The sequence below is a fragment of the Actinomyces sp. ZJ308 genome (assembly GCF_011752065.1).
Classification (GTDB): domain Bacteria; phylum Actinomycetota; class Actinomycetes; order Actinomycetales; family Actinomycetaceae; genus Actinomyces.
In genome coordinates this window covers 58346-82095 of sequence record NZ_JAAIJY010000013.1, presented here as the reverse complement: position 1 = coordinate 82095, position 23750 = coordinate 58346, and the positions used below count along the sequence as shown (strand labels likewise).

Sequence of the window (23750 nt, the reverse complement as noted above, 5' to 3'; positions counted from 1 at the left end):
CTGTCTACGGGAGATGACAACGCCCGACCCAGTCGCAGCGCGGCCGGGGACATCCTGCGCGGCCGGGTGCATGCCGCTCCAGCCGAGGACATTCCGCGCGTGCGGGTACAGAATTTCTGTCCCCGTACGCGTGAGATGTCCCCGGCCGCGAGGAGAGCGCCCCGCCCCGCCCGCCCCACCACCTCAACACCCCACCAAAGACTTATAAATAATACTGTTTCATTAACCTATTCAACATAAGAGAACTCTCATACCCACTTGTGGTCCCTCTAGGACTGGCTCGTGACAGTTGAAGGCATGAACACCTCACGCCGCATCCTCGCCCTGGCCCTGCTCATGCTCGTCCCGGTGGCGCTGGCGCTGGCCGCCGAGTTCATGGCCGTCGTCCCCGGCCCGCCCGCGCAGCCCAGCCCGGTCTACCTGACCTCCTCCGGCGAGGGGAGCTGATGCCGATGACGTCCGTCCCCTCGTCCCCTCCCCCGCTCTCCGCCGACCCGGCCTCCGGCTCCCCCGTTCCCGCCCGGCTGCGCATCGTCGCCTGGATGCTGTTCGTCGTGGCCCTGGGCCTGGCCAGCATGATCGTCTCCGTCCGCTCCACCCTCATGGCGGACATCTCCCGCTCCGCCAACACCGACGTCGCCCACGAGGTCAAGGAGCTCCAGAACTTCGCCGCCACCGGCGTCGACCCGCGGACCTCCCAGCCCTTCACCTCCACCACCCGCCTCATGGAGGTCTACCGCGACGGCCAGCAGCTCACCGACCGGGAGGCCGTCATCGTCTACAACCACGCCACCGGCCAGGCCACCCAGGCCTCCGGCGCCTCCGCCCCGACCCTGGACCCGACCAGCACCGACCCCCTGTTCGTCAAGATGCTGCAGTCGCCGTCGGGCGCCACCGGCTACGGCAGCGGGGAGGTCCGCTGGGCCCGGGTCGAGCTCGAGCCCGACGACCCCTCCCAGCACCTGTCCGTCATCACCATGAGCTTCACGGCCGCGCGCGTGGACCAGCTCAACGCCACGATCTGGCTCATGGTCGGCATCAGCGCGGCCGTCCTGGTCCTCACCGGAGTCGTCGGGCTGCTCGTGGCCCGTCAGATCCTCCGGCCCCTGCACGACCTGCGCACCGCGGCCGCCTCCGTCTCCACCCAGGATCTCAGTCGGCGCCTGCCCGTCAAGGGCCGCGACGACATCGCCGGCCTGACCGAGGAGTTCAACGGCATGCTGGACCGCCTCCAGGAGGCCTTCGACGGCCAGACCCAGTTCGTCCTGCGCGCCCACCAGGAGATCTCCGGCCCCCTGGCCGCCATGGACGAGCGCCTGGCCGCCCAGCCGTCCACCCGCACCATCCTCCAGCAGCGCCACCAGATCGGCGAGCTGCAGCGGGTCGTCGACGACCTGCAGTCCCTCGCCCGGGCCGAGCGGCGCGACTTCACCCGCCCCAGCCCCGACGTCGCGGTCACCGAGCTGGCCCGCACCCTGCTCGACGACGTCGAGGCCATGGCACCCGGCCGCTGGAGCCTCGACCTGAGGGCCCGGGGCACGGCCACGCTCGACGTCGAGCGCCTCCGCCAGGCCACCGCCCACCTGACCCGCAACGGGCTGCAACACGGCGACGGCCCCCTGACCCTCACCATCGCCCCCACCACCGACGGCTACGGCCGCAGCGGACTGGAGATCTCCGTGACCGACGAGGGCCCGGGCCTGGCCGACGACGACGTCGACTGGCTCTTCGAACGCTTCACGCACGGCGAGGCCGGCGGCGGGCCGCGCGGCGCCGGGCTGGGACTGGCCATTGTGCGGGCCATCGCCGACGCCCACGACGGCACCGTCTTCGCCGTCTCCGCCTCCGGCCGGGGCGCCACCGTGGGCCTGCGCATCCCGGCCGACGGCTCCTGGCACCTCACCTCGGGAGAGGAGGCCGGCTCATGACCACCGCGACCGACGCCCCCGGCTCCTTCGAGACCGACACGCCCACCGTGCGCGAGACCCTGCCGCTGTCCCTGGCCCGGCGCGGCGAGCCCGCCCCGACCCGGCGCCCGCCGTGGCGCCGCATCCTGTCCGCCGTCCTGGCCGCGGGCCTGTGCACGGCGGTCGGCGTGGCCGCCTGGCGCGCCGACGGCGCCGAGGGAAGCCTGTCGGTCACCGGCGCACTCACCCTGGCCATCTTCATCGCCTCGGTGTGGGCCTGGGCCTTCACCGACGTCGACGACACCTACATCTCCCTGGGCGCCGCCACCGCCCTGGTCCTCACCGGTGCCCTGACCCCGGACGAGATGTTCGCCAGCCTCGGGGACGACACGATCTGGCTGCTGGTGGCCGCCTTCGTCATCGCCGTCGGGGTGAGCGCCTCGGGCCTGACCGGCCGCCTGGCGGCCTGGCTGGTGACCGGCACCGACCATCCGCGCGTCCTGGTCCACCTGGTGACGGCCGCGATCGTCGCCACCGTCTTCGCCGCCCCCTCCACCTCGGGCCGGGCCGCGCTGCTCCTGCCGGTCTACACGGCCCTGGCCGGGGCCCTCGGCACCGGGGCGGACGAGGACGCCGACCTCCGGGCCTCCCGAAAGCGGCTCATCCACGCCCTGTCGCTCATCTTCCCCACCGTCATCCTGCTGTCGGCGGTCGGCTCCTTCCTGGGGGCCGGCGCCCACCTGGTGACCTCGCACATCGTGGCCTCCGCGGGCGGACAGGAGTTCTCCTTCGCCGGCTGGCTGCTGCTGGGCCTGCCTCTGGCGGCCCTGTCCAGCCACCTGTCCACCGAGCTCATCGTGCGGCTGTTCACGCGCAAGGAGGACATGCGCCGTCGGGTGCGCGTCGACATCGCCGATCTCGCGGCCGCCTCCCCCACGCCGGTGACCGGCCCCCTGACCCAGGCCGAGAACCGGGCCGCCCTGCTCATCGGGACGGTCGTGGTGCTGTGGTGCACCGAGTCGCTGCACGGCGTCGACCCGGCCATCGTGGCCCTCCTGGGCGTGCTGGTGACCTCACTGCCCGGCTACGGCTCGGTGGCGCTGCGCAAGGCGCTGGCCAGGGCGCCCTGGTCGCTGCTGGTCTTCATGGCGGCGACCCTCGCCATGGGGGACGCGCTGGTGTCCACCGGCGCCGCCGAGTGGGTGGCGACCTCGGCCTTCAACGCCCTGCGGATCGACTCGCCCTGGCCCTTCATGCTCGTGGTGGTGGCGCTGTCGACCGCCTCCCACCTGGTCATCCAGTCCCGCTCGGCCCGCTCGGCCGTGCTCATCCCGATCGTCGTGGCCCTGGCGCCGGCGGTGGGCGTCAACCCGGCCGCGGCGGCCTTCGCCTCGACGGCCGCCGCCGGCTTCTGCCACACGCTGCCGTCCTCGGCCAAGCCCGTGGCCATGTTCGCCGACGTCGACGGCGTGGAGACCTTCTCCCCCGACGACCTGCGGCGCCTGTCCCTCATCCTCGGGCCCCTCATGGTGGTCCTGGTCATGGCCTGCAGCGCCTGGCTGTGGCCGCTGCTGGGCCTGAGCTGGTGAGCCGTCCCGGGCTCCCGATCATCTCATCCCCCTCACCAGAAGTACTGCGATCCTGGAGGAAAGTCATGCCTACATCCGTACCCACCCGTATCCTCGTCGCCCCTTCCGGCTTCAAGGAGAGCCTCTCACCCGAAGGGGTGTGCCGGGCGGTGGCCGCCGGGGTGCGCCGGCTCCTGCCCGGCGCCGTCGTCGTCGAGCTGCCCCTGGTCGACGGCGGGGAGGGCTCGGCAGCCACGATGGCCCGGGCCACCGGCGGCGACCTCGTCACCACGCGCGTCACCGGCCCCGTGGGAGAGCCGGTCGACTCCTACCTGGCCCGCCTGGGCGGCTCGGCCCAGGGGACCTGGCTGGTGGAGATGGCCGCGGCCGCGGGCCTGCGCCTGGTGCCCACCGGGATGCGCGACCCGGGCGCCACGACGACGACCGGCGTCGGCGAGCTCATCTCGGTGGCGCTCGACGGCGGGGCCCGGCGCATCATCATCGGCTGCGGGGACTCGGGGACCTGCGACGGCGGGGCGGGGGCGCTCGTGGCCCTGGGCGCCCGGCTCCTGGACGCCCAGGGCCACGAGGTCGACCCGATCGGCTCCAACCTGGCCCGGGTCCGGCGCATCGAGACCTCCGGCATGGATCCCCGCCTGCGCGACGTCGAGGTCCTCGTGGCCGGCAACATGCACAACCTCCTCACCGGCGAGCGCGGCGTGGCCCGCGTCTTCGGGCCGCAGAAGGGGGCGAGCCCCGAGCAGGTGGAGGCCCTCGAGGCGGGCCTGGTCCACTGGGCCGGCCTCCTGGCGGAGGCCTTCCCCGCGCAGGCGGCCCACCGCAACCTGCTCACCGGCCCGGGCACCGGGGCCTCGGGCGGCCTGGGCGCCGGGCTCGCCGCCGGGCTGGGAGCCCGGCTGTGCTCGCGCTTCGACGTGCTCATGGACGCCGACCTGTGCGGGGTCGACCTCGACGCCCAGATCGCTCAGGCGGACCTGGTCATCACCGCCGAGGGCGCCGTCGACTTCCAGACGCCGCGCGGCAAGATCCCCGCCGAGGTGGGGCGGCGCGCCAAGCTGGCGGGCAAGCCGGTCATCGCGCTGGCCGGTTCGATCGGTCGCGGCTCCGAGGCGGTCCACGCCGCCGGGATCGACGCCGTCATGGGCATCATCCCCGTCCCCATGGAGCTGCCCGAGGCCGTCTCCCGGGCTGAGGAGCTCGTCACCGACGCCGCCGAGCGGGCGCTGCGCCTCATCCTCCTGGGCGCCGCCATCGCCGCCTGAACCGGCGCGGCCGGGCGCAGTCCGCTCCAGCCGGGGACATTCCGCGCGTGCGGGGACAGAATTTCTGTCCCCGACGGCGTCGAATGTCCCCGGCCAGGAGAAAAAGTCCCCGACGGCGTCGAATGTCCCCGGCCGTAAGGAGGCACGAGGCGAAAGAGGCGCACGGTACCGGCCGCGGCAGGCCCAGCCGTCAGCCGGCCGACCGCAACCGGTCCCGGCCTCAGAATGCCGGGATGACGGCCTCGTTCGGCCAGGTCGTGGTGATGTACTCGCGCAGCTTGGCGTCGTTGAGGAGCGAGGCGAGCTTCTTGAGGTGCTCGTTGTCCTTGTCGTCCTTGCGCACGACGAGCTGGTTGGGGTACTCGGAGTCCTTGCCGCCCTTCTCCAGGAAGAGGGAGTCCTCCTTGGGGTTGAGCCCGGCCTCGATGGCGTAGTTGCCGTTGATGACCGCGGCCTCGGCGTCGGGCATCGACTTGTAGACCTGGGCGCCGTCGACCGTGGTGAACTTCAGGTTCTTCGGGTTGGAGGTCACGTCGGTGTCGCTGGGCAGCTCGGCGGACTTGTCCAGCTCGATGAGCCCGGCCGCGGCCAGGAGCTTGAGGCCGCGGGCCGTGTTGGCCGGGTCGTTGTTGAGGACGATCGTGCCGCCGTCCTGGATCTCGTTGACGTCCTTGTAGCCCTTGGAGGTGTAGATGCCCATGGGCTCGATGTGGACGTCGGCGATGGAGACGAAGTCGTAGCCCTTCTCCTTGTTCTGCTGCTCCAGGAAGTTGGGGGTCTGGTAGAAGTTGGCAGCCAGCGAGCCGTCGTCCAGCGAGGAGTTGGGGGTCTGGTAGTCGTTGATCTCCTTGATGTCCAGCTTGATGCCGGAGCCCTCGGTGAGGTTGTCCTGGACCCACTGGAGGATCTCGACGTGGGGCTTGGGGGTGGCACCGATCGTGATCGTGGCGGTGTCGCCGTCGACCTTGATGCCCTGGACGTCGCCGTTCTTGCCGGACCTGGAGCCGCAGGCGGCCAGGGTGAGGGCGGCGGCGGTGACCAGGCCGCCGGCGACGACGGTGCGGCGGGAGATGGAGGAGGACGAGGAGGACATGGTGGTTCCTTTCGCGGGGCCGGGTGGGCCCGATGACGGGGGAGAAGAGAGTCTGACGGTGCTGGGGCCGACGACGCAGCTGGACTGATCGGGACCGATCCGGACCGGCCCGTGCCGGTCCCGGTGCGCCTACCCGGCTGGTGATCGCCTCAGCGGTGGTTCACCAGCCGGCTGAGCATGTCGCCGACGAGCTGGATGATGCCGACGATGACCACGATGACGACCACGGTGATGACCATGACGTCCACCTGGTTGCGCTGGTAGCCGTACTGGATGGCGAGGTCGCCCACGCCGCCGCCGCCGACGGCGCCGGCCATGGCGGAGTAGCCCAGGAGCGTGATGATGGTGACGGTCGCCGACTGGATGAGGATCGGCAGGGCCTCGCGCACGAGGACGCCCCAGGTGATCTGCGTCCCGGAGGCGCCCATCATGAGGGCGGCCTCGACCTTGCCGTGGTCGACGTCGTTGATGGCCGTCTCCACCAGGCGCGCGTAGAAGGGGATCGCACCGATCGTCAGCGGCACGCAGGCGGCCTGCCACCCCAGGGAGGTGCCCACGAGCATCCGGGTGATCGGGATGAGGGCCACCATGAGGATGATGAAGGGCATGGAGCGACCGATGTTGACGATCTGCGAGAGCACCCAGTACATGGGCGGGTTGCGGAACTGGCCGCGCTGACCGGTGGAGACCAGGGCCAGCCCCAGCAGCAGGCCGAAGAGGATCGTCAGGGCCCCGGACGCGAAGGTCATCGACAGGGTCTCGATCAGGGCGTCACCGAGCTTGCGCTGGATGACGGGATTGTCGAACCAGGTGCGGCTGCTCGGCAGGGCCGCCTGGGCCAGTGGGAGGAGGATCGAGTTCATGAGCGGACCTCCGCAGCGATACCGGCCTGGCGCAGGGTGCTCACGGCCTGGGCGGTGTCGGGGCCGGGGACGGTGACGGCCAGGCGCCCGATCTGGGCCTCACCGATCGTCTCGAAGACGCCGGCGGCGATGTCGCCGCCGAGCTCGGCCACCATGGACATGAGGGCGACCGCGGCCGGCTGGCCCGGGTGCGCGGTGATGGAGACGTCGATGACGCTCTCCCCGTGGGCGACGGCGGCCTCGGGCACCTTCGGGAAGGGCACGATCTCGCGCGAGAGGCGGGAGTCGACGTCGAGCACGATGTCCTCCAGCCGGCCGCTCTCGACGATCCTGCCGGCCTCGAGCAGGCTGACGGAGTCGCAGACCTGGCGGACCACGCTCATCTCGTGGGTGATGATGATGACGGTCAGGCCCAGGGTGTCACGGACGCTCTTGATGAGCTCGAGGATGGAGCGGGTGGTCTCCGGGTCCAGGGCGGAGGTGGGCTCGTCGCACAGGAGGACGGCCGGGTCGTCGGCGAGGGCGCGGGCGATGCCGACGCGCTGCTTCTGGCCGCCGGAGAGCTGGGAGGGGTAGGACCCGCCGCGGTCGGCCAGGCCGACGAGGTCGAGCATGCGCTCCACGATCGGGCGCCGCTGCCCGCCCGCCACGCCCGCGAGCGCCAGCGGGTAGGCGATGTTCTGGGCGGTGGTGCGCTGGTCCAGAAGGTTGGCGTGCTGGAAGACCATGCCGATGCGGCGTCGGGCCTCGCGCAGCTGAGCGGCCGACAGGGCGGTCATGTCCTGGCCGTCGACGCTCACGTGCCCGCTGGTGGGGCGCTCCAGGGAGGTCAGGCAGCGCACGAGCGTGGACTTGCCGGCCCCGGAGGTCCCGACGATGCCGTGGATGGAGCCGGGGGCCACCTCAAGGCTGAGCCCGTCCAGGGCCCGCACCTCCTTGCCGCTGCGCAGACGGTAGACCTTGTGGACGTCGCGCAGGGAGATCATGGGCTTGGCGGGTGAGCCGGAGGTGTCCGTCCCGGAGTCCTGGGGATCGGAGTCCCGAAGGTCGGCGCTCACGCCCTCCTCATGCTCGACGCGCTGCGGGCCGGCGGGGTCGTCGCCCTCGCGCCGGTCAGAGCCGGCGGTCGACTGGTCAGGTGTGCTCACGTACTCCTCCATCGTTCCTGGCGGAAGCACCCGCACCATGAAGGGGGTTGCTGCAATGTCGTCGAGCCAGGTCTCTCGGTTGCTCTAGATGGTCACGAGTAAAATACGCAGCGTCTCCTCGGCGGCGCAAGCGAGGACGCGGCCAAGGGACCTAGGTCACGTCTGGCTCCTCCAGCCCTTCCGGAGCCGACCTCGTGCCGCCTGGGCACTGCACCCCGCCGCGCCTCTGCCGGCACCGTCTCTTCGCCTCTCCGCACTCCGCACCGCAAGCCGGGCCGAACCGCGCCGCGCGCCCTTCAGCCTGCGCCTCACCCACGTTTCAGCAACGTTCTGGTTATTCCCAGGTATCGTATCGGCGACGCTACTCGCACCGCCCAGGGCGGCGTGCTTGGATCGGCTCATGAGTGCGACCTCAGATCAGACCTCCCCCGAGCCGACGCCGGAGCCGACCCTCAATCAGCCCCAGACCGGACCCGCCGCGGGGGATTCGTCGAGGCCGCCCTCACCCGCGCCCACAACGCCCGGCACGGTTCCCCCCGGTCTGGGACCCGTCCCTCCTCCCCCGGCCCCGGCTCAGGTGCCGGACGCCGTCGGCCCGGCCGACGCAGCCGACACGGGGAAGGAGGCAGCAGGACCGGTGAGCCCGCTCGCCGCCTCGACGAGTGCCGCGAGCGCCTCTCCCGCAGCGGCCGCGGCGTCCAGCGCCTCCGGCAGCGCGCTCACGCCCGACATCCTGGGCGAGCCGTGGGTGGCGCGCCGTATCCCGGTGACCGAGTCGCCCACGAAGGCGCCCGGCGCCGACCACGCCGTGCTCGTCTTCCAGCGCGAGGCCGCCGGCCGGGCCAGCGCGCCGCGCCACTCGCGCGCGGTCCTCTACCTCCACGGGCGCAGCGACTACTTCTTCCAGACCCACCTGGCCCAGGCCTACCTCGACGCCGGCTACGAGTTCTACGCGCTGGACCTGCGGGCCTGCGGGCGCGCCGGCGTCGGGCACGCCTCCCCGCACGACGTGCGCGACCTGCGCGTCCACGACGAGGAGATCTCCGAGGCGCTGCGCATCATCCGCTCCGAGCACGGGCACGACGTCGTCGTCCTCAACGGGCACTCGACCGGTGGGCTGCAGGCGGTCATCTGGACGGCGGACCATCCCGGGACCGTGGACGCGGTCGTGCTCAACTCGCCGTGGCTGGACCTGCGCGGCTCGGCGCTCGTGCGCTCCTACGGGTCGGCCTTCGTGGACCTCATCTCGCGGCGGGATCCCGAGCGGGTCATCGGCGAGCCCGGCAGCGGTGAGGAGGACAACTACGTGGCGGCCCTGCACCGGCGCTGGCGCGGGGAGTGGGACTGGGACCTGGCGCTCAAGCCTGCGCCGTCCTTCCCCGTGCGGGCCGGGTTCCTGGCAGGGATCCGCCGCCTGCAGCGCGAGGTCCACCACGGGTTGGGGATCCGGGTGCCGATCCTCGTGTGCTGCTCGACGGTCAGCGGCGGCGTGAGGGCGAGCCTCGAGGAGGCCCAGCGCTCCGACGTGGTCCTCGACGTGGATCAGATCATCGACCGAGCTCAGTACTTGGGCGATGACGTCACCGTCCGCCAGATCCCCGAGGGCGTCCACGACCTGGCCCTGTCCGGGCCGCTGGCGCGCGCCGAGTACCTCCAGGCCGTCACGCGCTGGCTGGACAACCGCCTGCACTGAGCCTGCGCTCCGCCTCAGCGGATCGCGCCTGCAGGCGGACCGCGGGGGCTCCCGGGGCCCCCGCTCGGCATCCGCGAGTGTGAATCTGTCACTGTCGGCGACTTTTCCGCTGCACCAACGCGCTCCGGTCAGCCGCATACAGCCGAATCTGACGCATATGCCCACGTCAAAGCGCTTCTGCTGTGCGAGCACCCGTCGAGATCGAGTCGAAAAGTCGCCAGTTGTGACACTTTCGCGAGTCAGTCAGCGGTCATCGCCACCGGCCACACCGAGGCGGGCGGTCAGATCGTCAACGAGCTCGTCACTGACTCGCTCGACGACCTCGAGGGTGTCGACGAAGTCGGCCATGGTGCCGTACCAGGGGTCGGGGACGTTGAGGACGCTGCGGGAGGCCCGATCCGCGGCGACGTCCTCGGCCTGTCGGGCGGCGGCGGGGTCGAGCTCGCGGTACATGCGGATCCGGGAGGGCTCCGCCCCCAGGCCGGCGGCGCGACGCTGGAGCACGTTCCAGTGCGAGTCGGTCATGGCCAGCAGGAGGTCGGCCTTGGCGATCTCGGCGTCGGTGATGCGGTGGGCGGTGTGGGAGGTGATCGCGATGCCGGTGGCGCGCGAGACGTCGTCGGCGCCGGTGCCGTAGCCGGCCTCGTGCAGGACGCGGCGGGCCCGGGAGTCGATGGGGTTGCCGCGCTCCTCGTCGGAGACGCCGGCGGAGGTGACGACCACGCCGCCCGGCCCGGAGGCCGGGGCGCCCGCGGCGGCGAGGCGGTCGCGCAGGACGATCTCGGCCATGGCGGATCGGCAGATGTTGCCGGTGCACACCATGATCACGCGGTAGGGCCCGGAGCCGCGACGTCGAGGCAAGGAGGCCGGGGCGGCGGAGGCGGGCGAGGGTGTCGTGGTTGTCTCGGTGCTGGCGTCGGGGGTGGTCACGCCCCGAGCCTTGCGCACGCCCCGGGCGCCTGTCCACCGGCCTGGCCCTGACGCGCCGGCACCCCACATCCCGAGCCACCGCATCACGATGCACACTCGCATCAAACCGAGCCCCAGACACAACCACTCCTCCCACAAGTGGTGCATCCACCCCCAGAACCCGCCACCGCCACACAGCCGGGGACATTCTGCCCGGCCGGGTGCGTGCGGTGCGCAAACGGGGACGTGTCACGCCGTCGGGTGCAGAATTCCTGTCCCCGACGGCGTCGAATGTCCCCGGCCGCGCAAAAGGTCCCCGCCGGCGACGCGAGCGGGGGCGGGCAGGACTACAGCGCGCGGCCGTCGAGGACGTCGGCGACCCAGGAGCGGGCCACGACGAAGTCCTTGTCGCTGGTGCCGGCCAGCACCGCCGTCGGACGGGCGTCCAGCCGTGGGTAGGAGCCCAGGAACCGCACCACCGGGCAGGTGCGGTGCAGCCCGATGAGGGCGGCCTGGACCCGCTCCTCGCGCACGTGCCCCTCGACGTCGATGGAGAAGCGGTAGCGCCCCAGGGAGTCGCCCACGGGTCGGGACTCGATGCGCGAGAGGTTGACGCCGCGGGCGCTGAACTGCTCGAGCATGTCCAGCAGCGCGCCGGAGCGGTCGTGCGGGAGCTGAACGAGGAGGGTGGTCTTGTCGGCGCCGGTGGGCTCGCCCACGCGGCCGGGCCGGGTGACCTTGACGAAGCGGGTGACGGCGTCGGGGTTGTCCGCCACTCCTCCGGCGATGACCTCCAGCCCGTACTCCTTGGCGGCCAGCGGGTTGCACAGGACGGCCTGAAAGCCGGTGTCCTCGGTCGAGGCGGCCAGCGCGCGGGCGGGCGCCGAGGTGGAGGTCCCGGCCACGTAGACCGCCTCGGGCAGGTTGAGGTGGACCCAGCCGCGGCACTGCGCCCAGGCGTGCGGGTGGGTGGAGATGGCGCGCACGTCCTCCAGGCGGGTGCCGGGTCGGCCGGCCAGCACGAAGGTGATCGGGACGGCCATCTCGGCGGCGATGACCAGGGGCGTGGAGGCCACGAGGTTGTCCAGCGTGGCGTTGACGCCGCCCTCGACGGAGTTCTCGATGGGCACGACGGCGGCCTCCACCGTGCGCTCGCGCAGGTGGTCCAGGGCCGTGGGCACGTCCGGGCAGGGGTCGAGCTCGACGTTGACGGGGGCGACCTGGCGCAGCGCCATCTCGGTGAAGGTGCCGGCCGGCCCGAGGAAGGACCAGAGCGGAGCGGGAGCAGTCATGGGCACAGGGTAGCCAGGTCCGGGCCGGTCGGCCGGAACCGGCTGCTCCGTGACATGTGGCGGGCATGCGGTGAGCATGCGACGGGCATGTGGCAAGCACAGCAACGCCCGGTCCCGACTGGTTTCTCTGCGGCCCGCCTCCAGCGCTTCCGCAGCCGCACTGAGCCCGGCGTCGGCAGGAGCGACCCCGCGCTGGCGGGCGCCCCACCTCCCGCAGCCGCGGCGGGCCTGGCAGGCTGGGGCCATGAGCGTCTTCCGCAAGCACGACGACGGCCCGGTCTCCACCGCCCTGGAGGCCCAGGGCCTGACCTGGCTCGCCGAGGCGATGCCCAACGGTGGCGCGCACGTGGTCCCGGTGACCAGCGGCCCGGGCTGGCTGGAGGAGCCGCGACTGACGACGACGAGCGTGACACCGGCCGGGGCGGAGGCCTTCGGGCGGGCACTGGCCGTGACCCACGCGGCGGGTGCCCCGGCCTTCGGGGCGGCGCCTCCCGGGTGGGACGGCCGCGCGCAGATGGGCCGCTCGGACATCCGTCTGCGACCGCACGCCGCCGAGGATGGCGAGCCGCGCCGCTGGGGCGAGTTCTACGCCGAGGACCGGATCCTGCCCTACCTGCAGCCCAGTCGGGACAACGGATCGATCAGCGTCGGCGGGGCCCGCGTCATCGAGCGGCTGTGCGAGCGCCTGCGCGACGGCGACTTCGACACCGACCAGCCGGCCCTGGTGCGCACCGGCGCCCGCGAGCGCGGGGCGCGGGTCGCGGTGGCCCGCACGCACGGGGACCTGTGGTGCGGCAACGTCCTGTGGACCCCGGCCGACGAGGCCGCGCAGTGGGCGCCGCCGCGGGCCGGGCTGGGGCCGCGGGAGGAGCCCTCCGAACGGGCTCTCGCCGGCGGTTCAGCCGGGCGGCCCACCGTGGTGGGGGTACTCATCGACCCCATGGCGCAGGGCGCGCACGCCGAGACCGACCTGGCGGCTCTGGGGGTGTTCGGGCAGCGCTACCTGGACCGGATCTACGCGGCCTACCACGAGGTCTCGCCGCTGGCGGCGGGCTGGCGCGAGCGGGTCGGCCTTCACTCGTGGCACATCATCATGATTCACGCCTTCCTCTTCGGCGGCGGCTATGGCGGTGAGGCGGTCGCCGTGGCCCGCCAGTACCTGTGAGCGGCGCCGGCCCGTAGGCTGGTCGAGTGAGACCTCCACGACGCCAACAACGCCTCGTACGCGCGGTCGTGTACGTCCTGGTCCTGCTGGTGGTCATCGGCATGATCCTGACGATGGTGGGATCGGCCCTCGCCGCCGCGAACCCGGCGGGCCCGGCCGGATCAGCAGAACCGGCGCCCTTCGCCCCGGCCGCTGCGGCCTCCCCCGGCTCCCCCGTGACGAGCCCCGGCTCCCCGGCCGCCTCCGGCGCCCTGCACTCCGATCAGCTCTCGCAGCCGGCGCCGGTCGTCGTCCTGGGCACCGGCAACCTCACCTGGGCGACGCTGCAGGCGAAGGCCTCTCACGCCTCCACCGGCGACGATCCCAGCACGAGTGAGGCCGGCACGAGTGGGGCCGGCTCAGCGGCGGCGCACCTGCTGTCCTTCGCCTCCCAGGCCGAGCCGATCAACCTGGCCGTGCGCACCCCGGCGGACCGCACCTGCCCGGCCGACGGCTGGCTCACCCTGGGCCGGGGCGCCCGCGCGAGCGCCGTCGGACCGACCGCCTCCTGCACCGGCCCCGTCGCCCCCTCCGCCTCCGACGACGTCTCCCCCCTGGTCCGCACGCTCGGACAGGACGTCTCGATCGTGGCCGTCGGCCCCGGGGCACAGCTCGCCACCGGCGCCCCCGAGGGCTCGCCGGGCACCACCGCCTCTCCAGCATCCTCGTCCCCCTCCCTGCCCGAGGCCCTGTCCGCCGGCGCCGACCTCACCATCGTCGACACCGCCGAGGGCGCCTCCACCGACGCCGAGCGGATCACCGCCCTCGACGAGGCTCTGCGCACGGTTCAGGAGCAGGCGCGCCCCGGCACCCGCATCCTCATCGCCTCCCTGGCCGACGACGAGGCCCCCGGCCCCCAGATGGCGGTGCTGCCGGCGGGGACGACGAGCGCGCGCGGCAGCTCCGGCGGACTGGTCGTCGGCACATCGACGCACCGCGCAGGCCTGGCCCAGCTGACCGACCTGACCCCGACCCTCACCACCGCCCTGACCGGCCGCAAGGACCCGGCCTTCGACGGCCAGGCGCTGAGCCTGCCCGCCACCGGCAAGGCCAGCGCCACGGCTGCCGACACCACCGCCGCTCCCGACGACGCCCGCATCACCCGGCTGGCCGACGACGCCCTGCACGCCCGCGCCTCACAGCTGACGGTGCTGCCCACCGGTGTCCTGCTCGTGGTGTCGGCCGCGGCGCTGCTGGTCTGGGCGGCCCTCGCGCTGCGCGGGCCCCAGCCGGACCGACGCCCGGCGGTACGTCGCCGAGTCGCCCGGGCGGCCATCGTCCTGAGCGCGCTGCCGACGGCGCTGCTGCTGGTCAACGCCGTCCCGTGGTGGCGAGCGGGATCCCGGGAGGGATCTCCCTCGGCGTGGGCGCCGGCCGCCGCCCTGACCGCGGCCGTGGTCATCGCTGCCTGCGTCGTGGGCCTGGCCGCCGGGATCGTGGCGCCGGCGCACCGGTGGCGCAGCCGCCCGCTCGCCTCGCCCGCGCCCTCCTCCTCGGGGCTCGACGCCGCGACCGTCCCAGGGCCGGCCGGATCCGCCGACCCCGTGCCATCCCAGACCTCCCCGGAGCTCCCCGACACGGCGCCCCGACAGGCCGAAGCCACCAGCCCCGAGCCCGCCTCGCCGTCTCCGCCGCCCGCCCGGGCCGCCCTGGTGGCGCTGCTGGTGGCGGCGACGATCCCGCTGGCCTGGCTGGTGGATGCCGCCGCCGGTGCTCACCTGGCCTTCAACAATCCGCTGGGCATGAACGCGGTGGTCTCGGGTCGCTTCTACGGGGTCTCCAACACGGCCTTCGCGCTGGTGGCGGGCGCCCTCGTCGTCGTCATCGCCGGGGCCTGGGAGGCGCTGGGCCGCGGCCGCCGGGCCGCCTTGGTCCTTACCGGTCTGCTGGGTGGTGCGGCGCTGGTCGTCGACGGCGCCCCCCAGCTGGGTGCGGACGTGGGCGGCGCCCTGACCCTGGTGCCGACGCTGGCCTTCCTCGGCGCCGGCCTGGCGGGCCTGCGTCTGAGCCGGTGGCGCTGGCTGGCCATCGGGGCGGCGACGGTCCTGGTCGTGGGCGGTTTCGCCGTCGTCGATCTGCTCCGGCCGGGCGGGCCCACGCACCTGGGGCGCTTCGCCCGTCAGGTGGCGGACGGTTCAGCCGCGGGTGTGCTGGAACGCAAGGCGTACGCACTGGTCGGCCCCTTCGTGACGAGGCCTGAGGCCGCGGCGGGCCTGGCCTGCGCGCTGGCGCTCATCGCCGCGGTGCTGTGGTGGCTGCGCCGGCAGGGGCGGGCCTGGCGCGCCGGCACCAGCCCCTACGCCTGGCTCGCCTCCACCACTGACGGGGACATGTCGCGCGGCGGGGGACGGGATTCTGGTCCCCCGCCGCGTGGAGTGTCCCCGTCCGCGCACTGGGGGACGACGGCGCTGCGGTCGCTGGGGGTGCTGACGGTCGTGTCCGTCCTGGTCAACGACTCCGGCGTCACCATGGCGGCCTTCATCCTCGCAGCTGCCGCCCCCGCCCTGCTGGCACTCCTGCTGGCATCTGCCGGCACCGGCATGGATCGGGAACAATCCGTCACGGCCCGCCGGCACCTGCCCCACCACCCCGACTGAGAGGTTGCGTCGGTCAGGTGGATATGGTCGCGCTCGTGGGGCCCTGCCGGTACTGCACGAGCCCGGGGTGCTACTGGCCGGGACATGGGTGTACTCCACGTGGAGCGGGGGCTCGTGCAGTGCGGCCATCCCCTGGCCAGTACCACCCGGACCTCGTGGAGCAGGTGCCCGGACGCGCGCTCGGCGCGTCATGCGTCAGCTGTCGACGGCCTCCGACTCGGCGGTCTGCGGGCCGTCGGCATCACGACGCCTCCCGTCGGGTTCGACGTCGTCGTCGGACGTGGACGGTCGTGGCACGGCGCGGTAGGCGAAGAAGTGGTCCTGCTCGGCGGCCGCCTTCTCGAAGAGGTGGCGCTGCACCCGGTGGCGGCGCAGCTTGCGCTGGGCCACAGCACGCAGAACATCCTTGTACTGTGCGGCCCGGTGCATCGTGCCGGCTCGGTCGTTGCCGGTGACGCGGTGGGTGATGTCGCAGGGAACCTCGATGACCGCGAGCCCGGCCACGAGGACGTCGATCGTCAGGCCGACCTCGACTCCCCAGCCGTCGGCCAGGGGCACGGCCTTCTCATAGGCCTCGCGGCTCAGACATCGTTGGCCGGACAGCGGCGCCACGGGCGACCACCCGGTGGCCAGCGAGATCGCCCGCCTGGCGGCGCGTACCACCCGGCCGCGCCCGCCGGCCCCGGCCTGCTTGGGGGGGACCGCGATGGACATGTCGGCGACGCCGTCGACCACCGGGGGCACCAGCTCGGCGCAGGAGGCGGCCGAGTCGCCCAGGTCGGCGTCGACGAACAGCAGCAGCCGGGCGGGTCCGTCCACGTAGTCGCGCATCGCGACGACGGAGGCCCCGGTCTCCATGGCGGAGGCCTTTCCGCGTGAGACGGAGTGACGGACCGTCACGGCGCCGGCGGCGCGGGCGTGGTCCTGGGTTCCGTCGGTCGAGCCGTCGTCGACGACGATGACGAGGTCCACCCGTGGAATGGAGCGGCAGGCCCGAACAGTGGTGGCGATGCGCTCGGCCTCGTCCTTGGCGGGGATGACCACGGCAACGCGCTGGTCGGGGCGCTTGGTGGGACTCACACCACCAGGGTATCCAGAGTCACGGCCTCCGGCCGACTCCTGAGCACCCCGTTGTCGCACACCTTTTTTGTGAGGCCCGTCAAGTTCACCGATTTTCTACGATTTATTGCGACATCCTGGGGATCGTCACGGGCCATCCCCGCGCCGGCAACACCCCGGGGGCACCCCCGCCCTCCCCTCGCGACACGCCGGGAGCACACGGACGGCCGGGAGGGCGACACCCCGCACCCAGAGCTTCTTCAGTGATTTTGTGTCAAACCTTCATCATGGGACAACGGTCCCCGGAGAAACCGACAATTCTTGCTGCAAAACGTCATGTTTCCTCGGTGAACCGCTAAAGTTACCTGTTTCGGCACGTCACGCCCCATTCCCGTGGCACAGTGAAGACATGGAGCCCGTCAACGGCGCCGGGTTCCGCCGACGCATCACGCGTCCTTTCGTGTGCCGGGGCGACACCCCTGCCGCCCCGGCACGCCCTTGCCCCGCCACGGTCCACCCACCTCGCACCGTGTCTTGATCAGTCGCGTTTGCGCAGGCAGTGAAGGCTCTCACTCCACGGCGGCTCGAGTCTCCAGGCCCTGAGGGCGAGCACGTCCCCGCTCGGATCCCGCCCCGGGGCGCCCGGGGCCCGGCCGACGAGCGACCGGACCCCTCTTTCATCTTCTGCATCTTCCGTACAGGTCAGTGCAAGGCGTTTGCGAGAAGATCGAGCCCCACGCTGCCCAGGTCGATGCCCCGGTTGTGGAAGGCCCGCAGGTCCAGCTCGCCGCCCTCGGCGCGGGCCTGCGCCTGGGCGCTGCGCCGGCCGGCCTGCCAGACCCGCTCACCCACGGCGTAGGCCAGCGGCTGGGCCGGCCAACCCAGGTGGCGGGAGACCTCGAAGCGCAGGCGCCCCTCGGAGATGACGGTGTGGTGGCGCAGTACGGCGGTCACGGTCGCCCGGTTCCACTCGCGGCTCGCGCCGGGCAGGGCGGCGACGTCGTCGGGCACGGGGAGCCGGGAGTGGACGCCCAGGTCGACGAGCACCCGGGCCAGTCGCCAGCGGCGCGCCGCCAGGCGGCCGAAGCGGTCCTCGGGCCTGGGCATGAGCCCGAGCTCGTCGGCGAGGGACTCGGCGTACAGGCCCCAGCCCTCGTCGCAGCCGGGCACGGAGCCGAGGTAGCGCTGCCAGGCGGTCAGCCGGGTGCTGGTGGCGTGCGCACCGACGTGGACGTGGTGCCCGGGAACCGACTCGTGCAGGACCGTGGTCCGCTCCATCCACGGCCACACCAGCTGCTCGCCGTCGGCCAGGGACCGCAGGATCATGCCGGGCCGGCGCTCCCCGCCGGTTCCGCGAGGCTCCTCGTAGTGGACCGCTCCGGCCCCGGGCTCGCCCAGGCGCACCCACGGGCGCCCCAGGCCGTCGGGCGGGTCGAGGACCCGGCCGACGACGGCGTCCCACGCCTCGTCGGCGACCTCCTGCGCCCAGGTGGTGTAGTCCCCCGGGCGCAGGGCCTGGGTCGGGTCGGCGCGCAGGTGCCGATTGAGGCTGTAGGCGTCGGCGCCGGGGCCCAGGATGTCGGCGGCGATGGCGTCCTGCTCGGCGATGACTCGGGTGAGCTCCTCGGTGGCCCAGGCGTAGGCCTCCTCGGGATTGATCCGCGTGCCCAGGATGCGGCGCATCCACAGGGCGTGGCGCTGCGGACCGACACCCTCGGCCTGCGGCGCGCGCGGCGAGAAGGTGGTGCGCAGGTGCGAGGCGAAGTCCAGGGCGGCGCGGCGGGCGGCGACGTCGGCCTCCTGGAGCTGGACGTGCAGGGTGGCCGGCAGGTCCTCGGGCAGGCCCCGGGTGCGACGCCGAGCGAGGTCGCGCGCCTGACCGGCAACGACGTCGACCTGGCTGAGCGGGGCGATCGCGCCGGCCTCGGCGGAGACGGCCAGGGAGGCGGCCAGCCCCTCCAGGGCGGCGGGCAGCGCCTCCAGACGGGTGCGGTGCAGGTTCCAGGCGTCCTCCCACTTGGCCTCGGCCTCGGCGAGATCGGCCTCCTCGGTACCGGCGCGGTCGGGGGCCTCGGGAGGCCGGTGCAGCTGGTGGGCGATCCGCTGGAAGGGCGAGGAGAGGAAACCGAGGTTGCCGCCCTCCTCACCGGCGGAGATGAACTGGATGGAGGTCTCCAGGCGCTCCAGGAGGTGGCGGCGCAGGAGCTCATCGGCCCCGGTGGAGCGGTCGACGGCGGCCACGCGGTGACGCAGGGAGCGCTCGGCGCTGAGTCGCTCGGCCAGGCCCGCGGGCGAGTAGTCGGGCAGGATGGCTCCGCCGGGCAGGCCGGTACGGGCGGCCGCCTCGGGGTCATGGGCGCACAGGAGCAGGGCGTACTCATCGGCGAGGTCTCGCAGGACGACGCCGGCGGCGGCGGTCTCCGAGGGGGAGCGGACGGAGGAGCGAGTAGCGGCCTGGGCGGAGGTGTGAGCGGCCGGGGCGGTGGAGGCGGCCGCCTCCACCTCGCGCACGCTCAAGGGAGCGCCGGCCGTGCTGACGGCGCGCCAGGTTCCCGAGCTCGGGTGCTGGGGGTGGACCGGCGGCCGCTCGGGCGGCCCGGTACTGACCGGGCGGCTGACGGGCGCAGGCGTGACGTCCGCTGTACCGCTCCGAGCGTCCTGCTCGTGGGAGTCGGTCGGAGGCGCAGCGGCTCCTGATTGATGGCGGTTCGCGGGGTCAGTGGTCATGACAACAGGCCTTTCGCTTCACTCGCCGCATGGCGGGCGGGCCCGGCGGCGACGCTGCCGTCCCACCAGGGTGCCAGGAACCCGGGTAAAGGTCCATAGGCATCATGGATCTGACGGCAAACAGAACTGGATGAGTTGGGTGGCGGCCCTCAGCCGCCTCGAGACGACGGGCGAACGATGGGCGCTGGCGGGAACTGGTACTGAATCAGAGCCTTGACTGATGAGACTCAACGACGAGCCTGAGCGAGACTCCTCGGCGGTGGACTCGAAGAACCGAGGCTCTCCGCATCCTTCCGGCCGACACTGACGTCCGGGGCGTCAGCGGATCGTCAACAGATCGTTAATGGGTGGCGGTCGACCGGCATCGATGGCGCCGACAGTCCGGCCGGCGCGAGCACGGCAGGGTGACGCGCATCGGCGTCGACCGCAGTTCGGAGCCGCAGGCGGTACGCGTCATCAGTGCTCCTTTCATGCCGGACGGGCCGGGACGTCCCGGTGCTAGGCGTTCGTCGTGCTGTGATGGACTTGAGATGATTCAAGGCCGCCGAGACAGGAGTGTCAAGGTCCTGGCCCCGCGGTTCACCCGTACCGATATCCGCGCGCGTCCGCTCCGGTCGGAGGCGTTCTCGGCGGCCGTCCGACGTCGTTGCGCAGCCGCGGTTGGCAACGTTAACAGGACGAGGGCCAAGACCTTCGGGGGACGAGCTCACGGACCTCGCGCCGACCACATAGTGGTCACTCGTGGTTGACATCGGGCAGCCATGCGTGAGCACCGGCGGCACCTCGACGCGACATCCGCGACCGCCCTTGACAGTTAGGTAAACTAAGTTAACCTACTTGATGTGAGGATTGACCGGCGCAGCACGGACACCCGTCAGCGGCTCATCGACACCACCCTGGATCTCATCGACGTCCACGGGTGGAGCGAGGTGACGCTGGGCGGCGTGGCCCGCGCCTGCGGGGTGACCACGCCCGCCTGCTACAAGCACTTCCCGTCCAAGACCAGCCTCTTCGAGGCCGCGGCGCGCCAGCTGTCCTCCTCGCTGGGCGAGCGCGCCGGCGCCCTCGTCCGGGACGACCCGATCGAGTCGCTCGTCGGCATCGGGTCCCTTCTGGTGGAGCTGGCCGCCGAGCACCCTCGGCTCTTCGAGTTCAACCAGGTCAGCCCCGCGGCCATCGCCGCACTGGACCGCCTGGACGAGCACCCGCTGCTGGCGCTGACCCGCGGCGAGGTGGAGCGCCTGGCCGCGCAGCGGGGAACCGACCCGGAACCGCTTCACCTCCTGGTGTGGTCCTGTCTACAGGGCTACACCCAGCTCATCGCCGCCGGCGCCGCCACCGCCGACACCACCTTCATCCGCGCAGCCCTGCGCGCCATCGTCACGATAGGAGACAGCTGATGACAGCCAGGAAGACTCTCAGGAAGACGGGCGAGCGGACCCTCATCGTCTACGCCCACCCCTACGACGGCTCCTTCAATCACGCCGTGCTCGAGTCCGCCACCTCCGCCCTGGACAAGGCGGGCCGGCCCTACGACGTCGTCGACCTCTACGCCGACGGCTTCGACCCGCGCTACACGGCCGAGGAGCTGGCCCTGTTCCGCGAGGGCGGCACGCTGGACCCGCTGGTGAGCCACTACCAGAGGCTCATCGAGGAGGCCTCGCGCATCATCGTCATCTGCCCGATCTGGTGGAGTGACGTGCCCGCCATCGTCAAGGGCTTCGTCGACAAGGTCATGAAGCAGGGGTGGGCCTACCACGCGACGGCCTCCGGGGTGAAGGGCCACCTGGGCCACATCCAGCAGGTGCTGGTGCTCACCACCTCGACCTCCCCCACGTGGTTCCTGCGCCGGTTCTGCGGCAACTACGTCAGCTCGGTGTTCCTGGGCGCCGCCCTCAAGCAGCTGGGCATGCGCAGGCGGGCCTGGGTCAACTTCGGCAAGGTGGGCAAGGCCGGCCGGCGCCAGCACAAGAAGCACCTCAAGCACGTCGCCCGCCTCGCGGTGAAGTAGGCCGGGTGAGCGGCCGCGCAGGGCCGGCTGCCCGGCTGACCCTCCCAGCCCACTCCCCCGCCGAATCCCGTCCGCCACGGCCGGGGACGTTCGACGCCGTCGGGGACAGAATTCCTGCACCCGTACGCGCGAGATGTCCCTGGCCGCGAGGGAAGCCGGTGCGACGTCGAGGTGCGGCATACTCGCCTCGTGCCCGACACCGCCCGCCTCCCGCTGAGTCGCTGGCGCCTGCTCCCCCGCCGCCTCATCCAGTTCACTCTCCTGGAGCTGGCGTGCTGCGGCTTCGCCATCGCCATCTTCGTGGGACTCGCGGTGAGCACTCTGATCTGGAGCTACGCCGATCCGCCGATCGCCCGCTACGACGCCCTGCTGATCTACGTCGTCGTGGTGCAGATCGCCTTCGTCGCCCTGAGGCTGGAGACCTGGCGCGAGCTCGGCGTCATTTGCGCCTTCCACCTCATCGGGCTGGCACTGGAGGCGTTCAAGGTTCACACCGGCTCCTGGGCCTACCCGGATGCCGGGGCGGTGCGCATCGGCGGGGTGCCGGTCTTCTCCGGCTTCATGTACGCCTCTGTCGGCTCCTACATCTGCCAGGCCTTCCGGCGCTTCGACCTGCACACGGGCGGTTTCCGGTGGTGGCCGGTGAGCCTGCTGGCCGTGGCCGCCTACCTCAACTTCTTCACCCACCACGTCATCGTCGACCTGCGCTGGGGCATCGCGGCCGGTTTCCTCATCGCCCTGTGGGGAAGCACCACTCACTTCACCGTCGGCGGGGACCGTTACCGGATGCCGACGACGGTGGCCTTCATCCTCATCGGCGCCTTCCTCTGGTTGGCGGAGAACCTGGCCACGGCCCTGAGTGCCTGGCGCTATCCCAACCAGGCCGACGGCTGGCACCTGGTACATGCCGGTAAGTTCGGCAGCTGGGCACTGCTCATCACGCTCAGCTTCGTGCTCGTCGCGGCCGTCAAGGCCAAGGAGGGCACCCTCTACGGGCGCGGCCTGCCACGAGTGACGCGCCAACGCCTGCGTATCGCCGAGACCTGAGCCGCGCACCCCTCACGCCCCGAACCCGCGCCCGGCAGCACCGCGGAGAGGAAGGGTTCGACGCCGTCGGAGACGGACCGCCCCAGAACCCGCCCAACCCCACCACAGCCGGGGACATTCTGCGCAGCCGGGTGCATCCCTCGATCAAACGGGGACATGTTGCACGTACGGGGACAGAAATCCTGCACCCGCACGAGTGAAATGTCCCCGGCCGCGCAGAAGGGTCCCCGACGGCGTCGAATGTCCCCGCCGCCACCACCTGACCCCGCCACCACCGAGCCGGGCGTTTCTCGCGTAGCCGGGCAGAATTTCTGTCCGGCTGCGCGAGAAATGCCCGGCTCAACGAAAGAAAAGGAGAGGGGCTAGAGGTTGACCTGGCGGGAGATGATGCCGGCCTTGGCACGGCGGACCTCGGGGCTCAGGGGGCTCTCATCCGCCAGTGCGGCGTCGAGACGCCTGCCCATGGCCTGCAGCGGCTCGGTCAGCTCCTCGGCCTCGGTTCCGGGCACGAGCTCCCACACGGGGATGGCCACCCCGTTGGCCCGGAAGGCGCCCACGAAGCGCGCGCCCTCCTCCAGGTCCGACTCGCGCGCGGCGTGGATGCGGGCGAAGGCGTTGAAGAACTCGTCCTCGTCCTCCCCGCGCACCCAGCGCACAAACTCCTTGGCGCCCAGGCGGCACCAGTAGGCGTGCTCGACGCCGGGCACGGGCCGGGTCGGGGCGATCTCCTCCTTGGCGCGCTCGATGGCGTCCTCGATGACCTGCCTGGCCTGCGCGTCACCGGCCCCGGCCTGGGGGTCGATCCAGAAGTCGAAGGTCTCTCGCACGGAGACGACCGGCGGCTCACTGGTGTCGAGGATGTCCTGGAGGCGCGGACCGGGCTCGGGCAGGCCCTCGGAGCGCAGCGCCTGGCCCTCGGGCAGCTCGAGGGTGGCGAGCACCGCGGCGGCGACGTCGCGGGAGGCGTCCCCGGAGTGCATGGAGGTCTGCATGGCCACGAGGACCTCGCCGTCGGAGCGCTTGAGCCCCTGGACGAACTCGGGCAGGAGCGTGACGAGCTGGACCTGCCCGCCGCCGTACTCCTCGGTCAGGCGCACCGCGGCCGTGGCGGCCGGGATGATCTGGGCCATCGCCACGAGGTCCTCCTCGGCCGGGATGCCGGCGAAGGGGCGGGCGACGAACTCGATACTCTGCTTGCGGGGCTTGGCGGTCTTGGGGGCCGGACGGCGCCCGTGGCGCTTCTTCTTCGACATGGCCGTCAGCCTACCGGCCGGCCCGTGCCCCTCCCAGGCCGACGCCGGCCCGTCGACGCCCCATGACGCGGCTCACGGCCGGTCCGGCCGGTGGCC

18 protein-coding genes are annotated in these 23750 nt (G+C 72.4%); 10 read left to right on the top strand and 8 right to left on the bottom strand.

The features are described from left to right. Positions 1 to 297 precede the first annotated feature (297 nt). The 4 genes from HCR68_RS07360 to HCR68_RS07345 all read left to right on the top strand — a co-directional run bounded on the left by HCR68_RS07360 (position 298) and on the right by HCR68_RS07345 (position 4758). Positions 298 to 447 (top strand): hypothetical protein, encoded by a 150-nt coding sequence (locus HCR68_RS07360; RefSeq protein ID WP_167148169.1) that lies wholly within the window; start codon positions 298 to 300, stop codon positions 445 to 447. Beyond that, positions 447 to 1928 carry a HAMP domain-containing sensor histidine kinase gene (locus HCR68_RS07355; protein WP_243858982.1) on the top strand — a complete coding sequence of 494 codons (1482 nt, stop codon included), beginning with the start codon at positions 447 to 449 and terminating at the stop codon, positions 1926 to 1928. Before HCR68_RS07360 ends, HCR68_RS07355 begins: the two co-directional genes overlap by 1 nt. Then, the gene (locus HCR68_RS07350; protein ID WP_208320529.1) at positions 1925 to 3496 is read left to right on the top strand and encodes an SLC13 family permease; all 1572 of its coding nucleotides are present in this window, start codon (positions 1925 to 1927) and stop codon (positions 3494 to 3496) included. Before HCR68_RS07355 ends, HCR68_RS07350 begins: the two co-directional genes overlap by 4 nt. A 65-nt stretch (positions 3497 to 3561) precedes the next feature. Next, the gene (locus tag HCR68_RS07345; protein ID WP_167148167.1) at positions 3562 to 4758 is read left to right on the top strand and encodes a glycerate kinase; all 1197 of its coding nucleotides are present in this window, start codon (positions 3562 to 3564) and stop codon (positions 4756 to 4758) included. Positions 4759 to 4978: 220 nt separating this feature from the next. Here the strand turns inward: HCR68_RS07345 and HCR68_RS07340 are convergent, their stop codons facing one another. The 3 genes from HCR68_RS07340 to HCR68_RS07330 all read right to left on the bottom strand — a co-directional run bounded on the left by HCR68_RS07340 (position 4979) and on the right by HCR68_RS07330 (position 7901). After that, a complete protein-coding gene (locus HCR68_RS07340) occupies positions 4979 to 5851 on the bottom strand; it encodes a MetQ/NlpA family ABC transporter substrate-binding protein (RefSeq protein WP_167148165.1) in 873 nt (290 codons plus the stop codon). Between the two features lie 149 nt (positions 5852 to 6000). After that, a complete protein-coding gene (locus tag HCR68_RS07335) occupies positions 6001 to 6714 on the bottom strand; it encodes a methionine ABC transporter permease (RefSeq protein WP_167148163.1) in 714 nt (237 codons plus the stop codon). Beyond that, the gene (locus HCR68_RS07330) at positions 6711 to 7901 is read right to left on the bottom strand and encodes an ATP-binding cassette domain-containing protein (RefSeq protein ID WP_347878316.1); all 1191 of its coding nucleotides are present in this window, start codon (positions 7899 to 7901) and stop codon (positions 6711 to 6713) included. Before HCR68_RS07330 ends, HCR68_RS07335 begins: the two co-directional genes overlap by 4 nt. A gap of 691 nt (positions 7902 to 8592) precedes the next feature. On the opposite strand from HCR68_RS07330, the gene HCR68_RS07325 reads away from it, so the two are divergent. Beyond that, positions 8593 to 9555, top strand: coding sequence for an alpha/beta hydrolase (locus tag HCR68_RS07325; protein ID WP_243858986.1), 963 nt, complete (start codon positions 8593 to 8595; stop codon positions 9553 to 9555). A gap of 243 nt (positions 9556 to 9798) precedes the next feature. Here the strand turns inward: HCR68_RS07325 and HCR68_RS07320 are convergent, their stop codons facing one another. After that, positions 9799 to 10377, bottom strand: a complete 579-nt coding sequence (locus HCR68_RS07320; protein WP_167148183.1) for a low molecular weight protein-tyrosine-phosphatase — start codon at positions 10375 to 10377, stop codon at positions 9799 to 9801. A 434-nt stretch (positions 10378 to 10811) separates the two neighbouring features. Further along, positions 10812 to 11756: a prephenate dehydratase gene (gene pheA / locus HCR68_RS07315; protein ID WP_167148159.1), complete on the bottom strand. Its 945-nt coding sequence runs from the start codon at positions 11754 to 11756 to the stop codon at positions 10812 to 10814. 244 nt (positions 11757 to 12000) lie between these two features. Here pheA and HCR68_RS07310 point away from each other — a divergent pair, with 244 nt between their 5' ends. Together HCR68_RS07310 and HCR68_RS14445 are read left to right on the top strand one after the other, a co-directional pair. Continuing rightward, entirely contained in the window at positions 12001 to 12921 is a 921-nt protein-coding gene (locus HCR68_RS07310; protein WP_167148157.1) for a fructosamine kinase family protein, read from the top strand. Between the two features lie 26 nt (positions 12922 to 12947). Further along, positions 12948 to 15557 (top strand): hypothetical protein, encoded by a 2610-nt coding sequence (locus tag HCR68_RS14445; protein WP_279586978.1) that lies wholly within the window; start codon positions 12948 to 12950, stop codon positions 15555 to 15557. A 195-nt stretch (positions 15558 to 15752) separates the two neighbouring features. Here HCR68_RS14445 and HCR68_RS07300 read toward each other — a convergent pair whose 3' ends face one another. After that, positions 15753 to 16637, bottom strand: a complete 885-nt coding sequence (locus HCR68_RS07300) for a glycosyltransferase (RefSeq protein ID WP_167148155.1) — start codon at positions 16635 to 16637, stop codon at positions 15753 to 15755. Between the two features lie 681 nt (positions 16638 to 17318). Continuing rightward, positions 17319 to 19343: a DUF885 domain-containing protein gene (locus tag HCR68_RS07295; RefSeq protein ID WP_167148153.1), complete on the bottom strand. Its 2025-nt coding sequence runs from the start codon at positions 19341 to 19343 to the stop codon at positions 17319 to 17321. Between the two features lie 842 nt (positions 19344 to 20185). On the opposite strand from HCR68_RS07295, the gene HCR68_RS07290 reads away from it, so the two are divergent. From HCR68_RS07290 to HCR68_RS07280, 3 genes are all read left to right on the top strand, one after another. Then, positions 20186 to 20743, top strand: a complete 558-nt coding sequence (locus HCR68_RS07290) for a TetR/AcrR family transcriptional regulator (RefSeq protein ID WP_167148151.1) — start codon at positions 20186 to 20188, stop codon at positions 20741 to 20743. Then, positions 20743 to 21354 (top strand): NAD(P)H-dependent oxidoreductase, encoded by a 612-nt coding sequence (locus HCR68_RS07285; RefSeq protein ID WP_167148149.1) that lies wholly within the window; start codon positions 20743 to 20745, stop codon positions 21352 to 21354. Before HCR68_RS07290 ends, HCR68_RS07285 begins: the two co-directional genes overlap by 1 nt. Positions 21355 to 21543: 189 nt before the next feature. Further along, complete coding sequence (locus HCR68_RS07280) at positions 21544 to 22401, top strand: DUF817 domain-containing protein (RefSeq protein WP_167148147.1); 858 nt, start codon at positions 21544 to 21546, stop codon at positions 22399 to 22401. 362 nt (positions 22402 to 22763) lie between these two features. Here the strand turns inward: HCR68_RS07280 and HCR68_RS07275 are convergent, their stop codons facing one another. Beyond that, positions 22764 to 23654, bottom strand: a complete 891-nt coding sequence (locus HCR68_RS07275) for a DUF5926 family protein (RefSeq protein ID WP_167148145.1) — start codon at positions 23652 to 23654, stop codon at positions 22764 to 22766. Between the last annotated feature and the right edge of the window lie 96 nt (positions 23655 to 23750).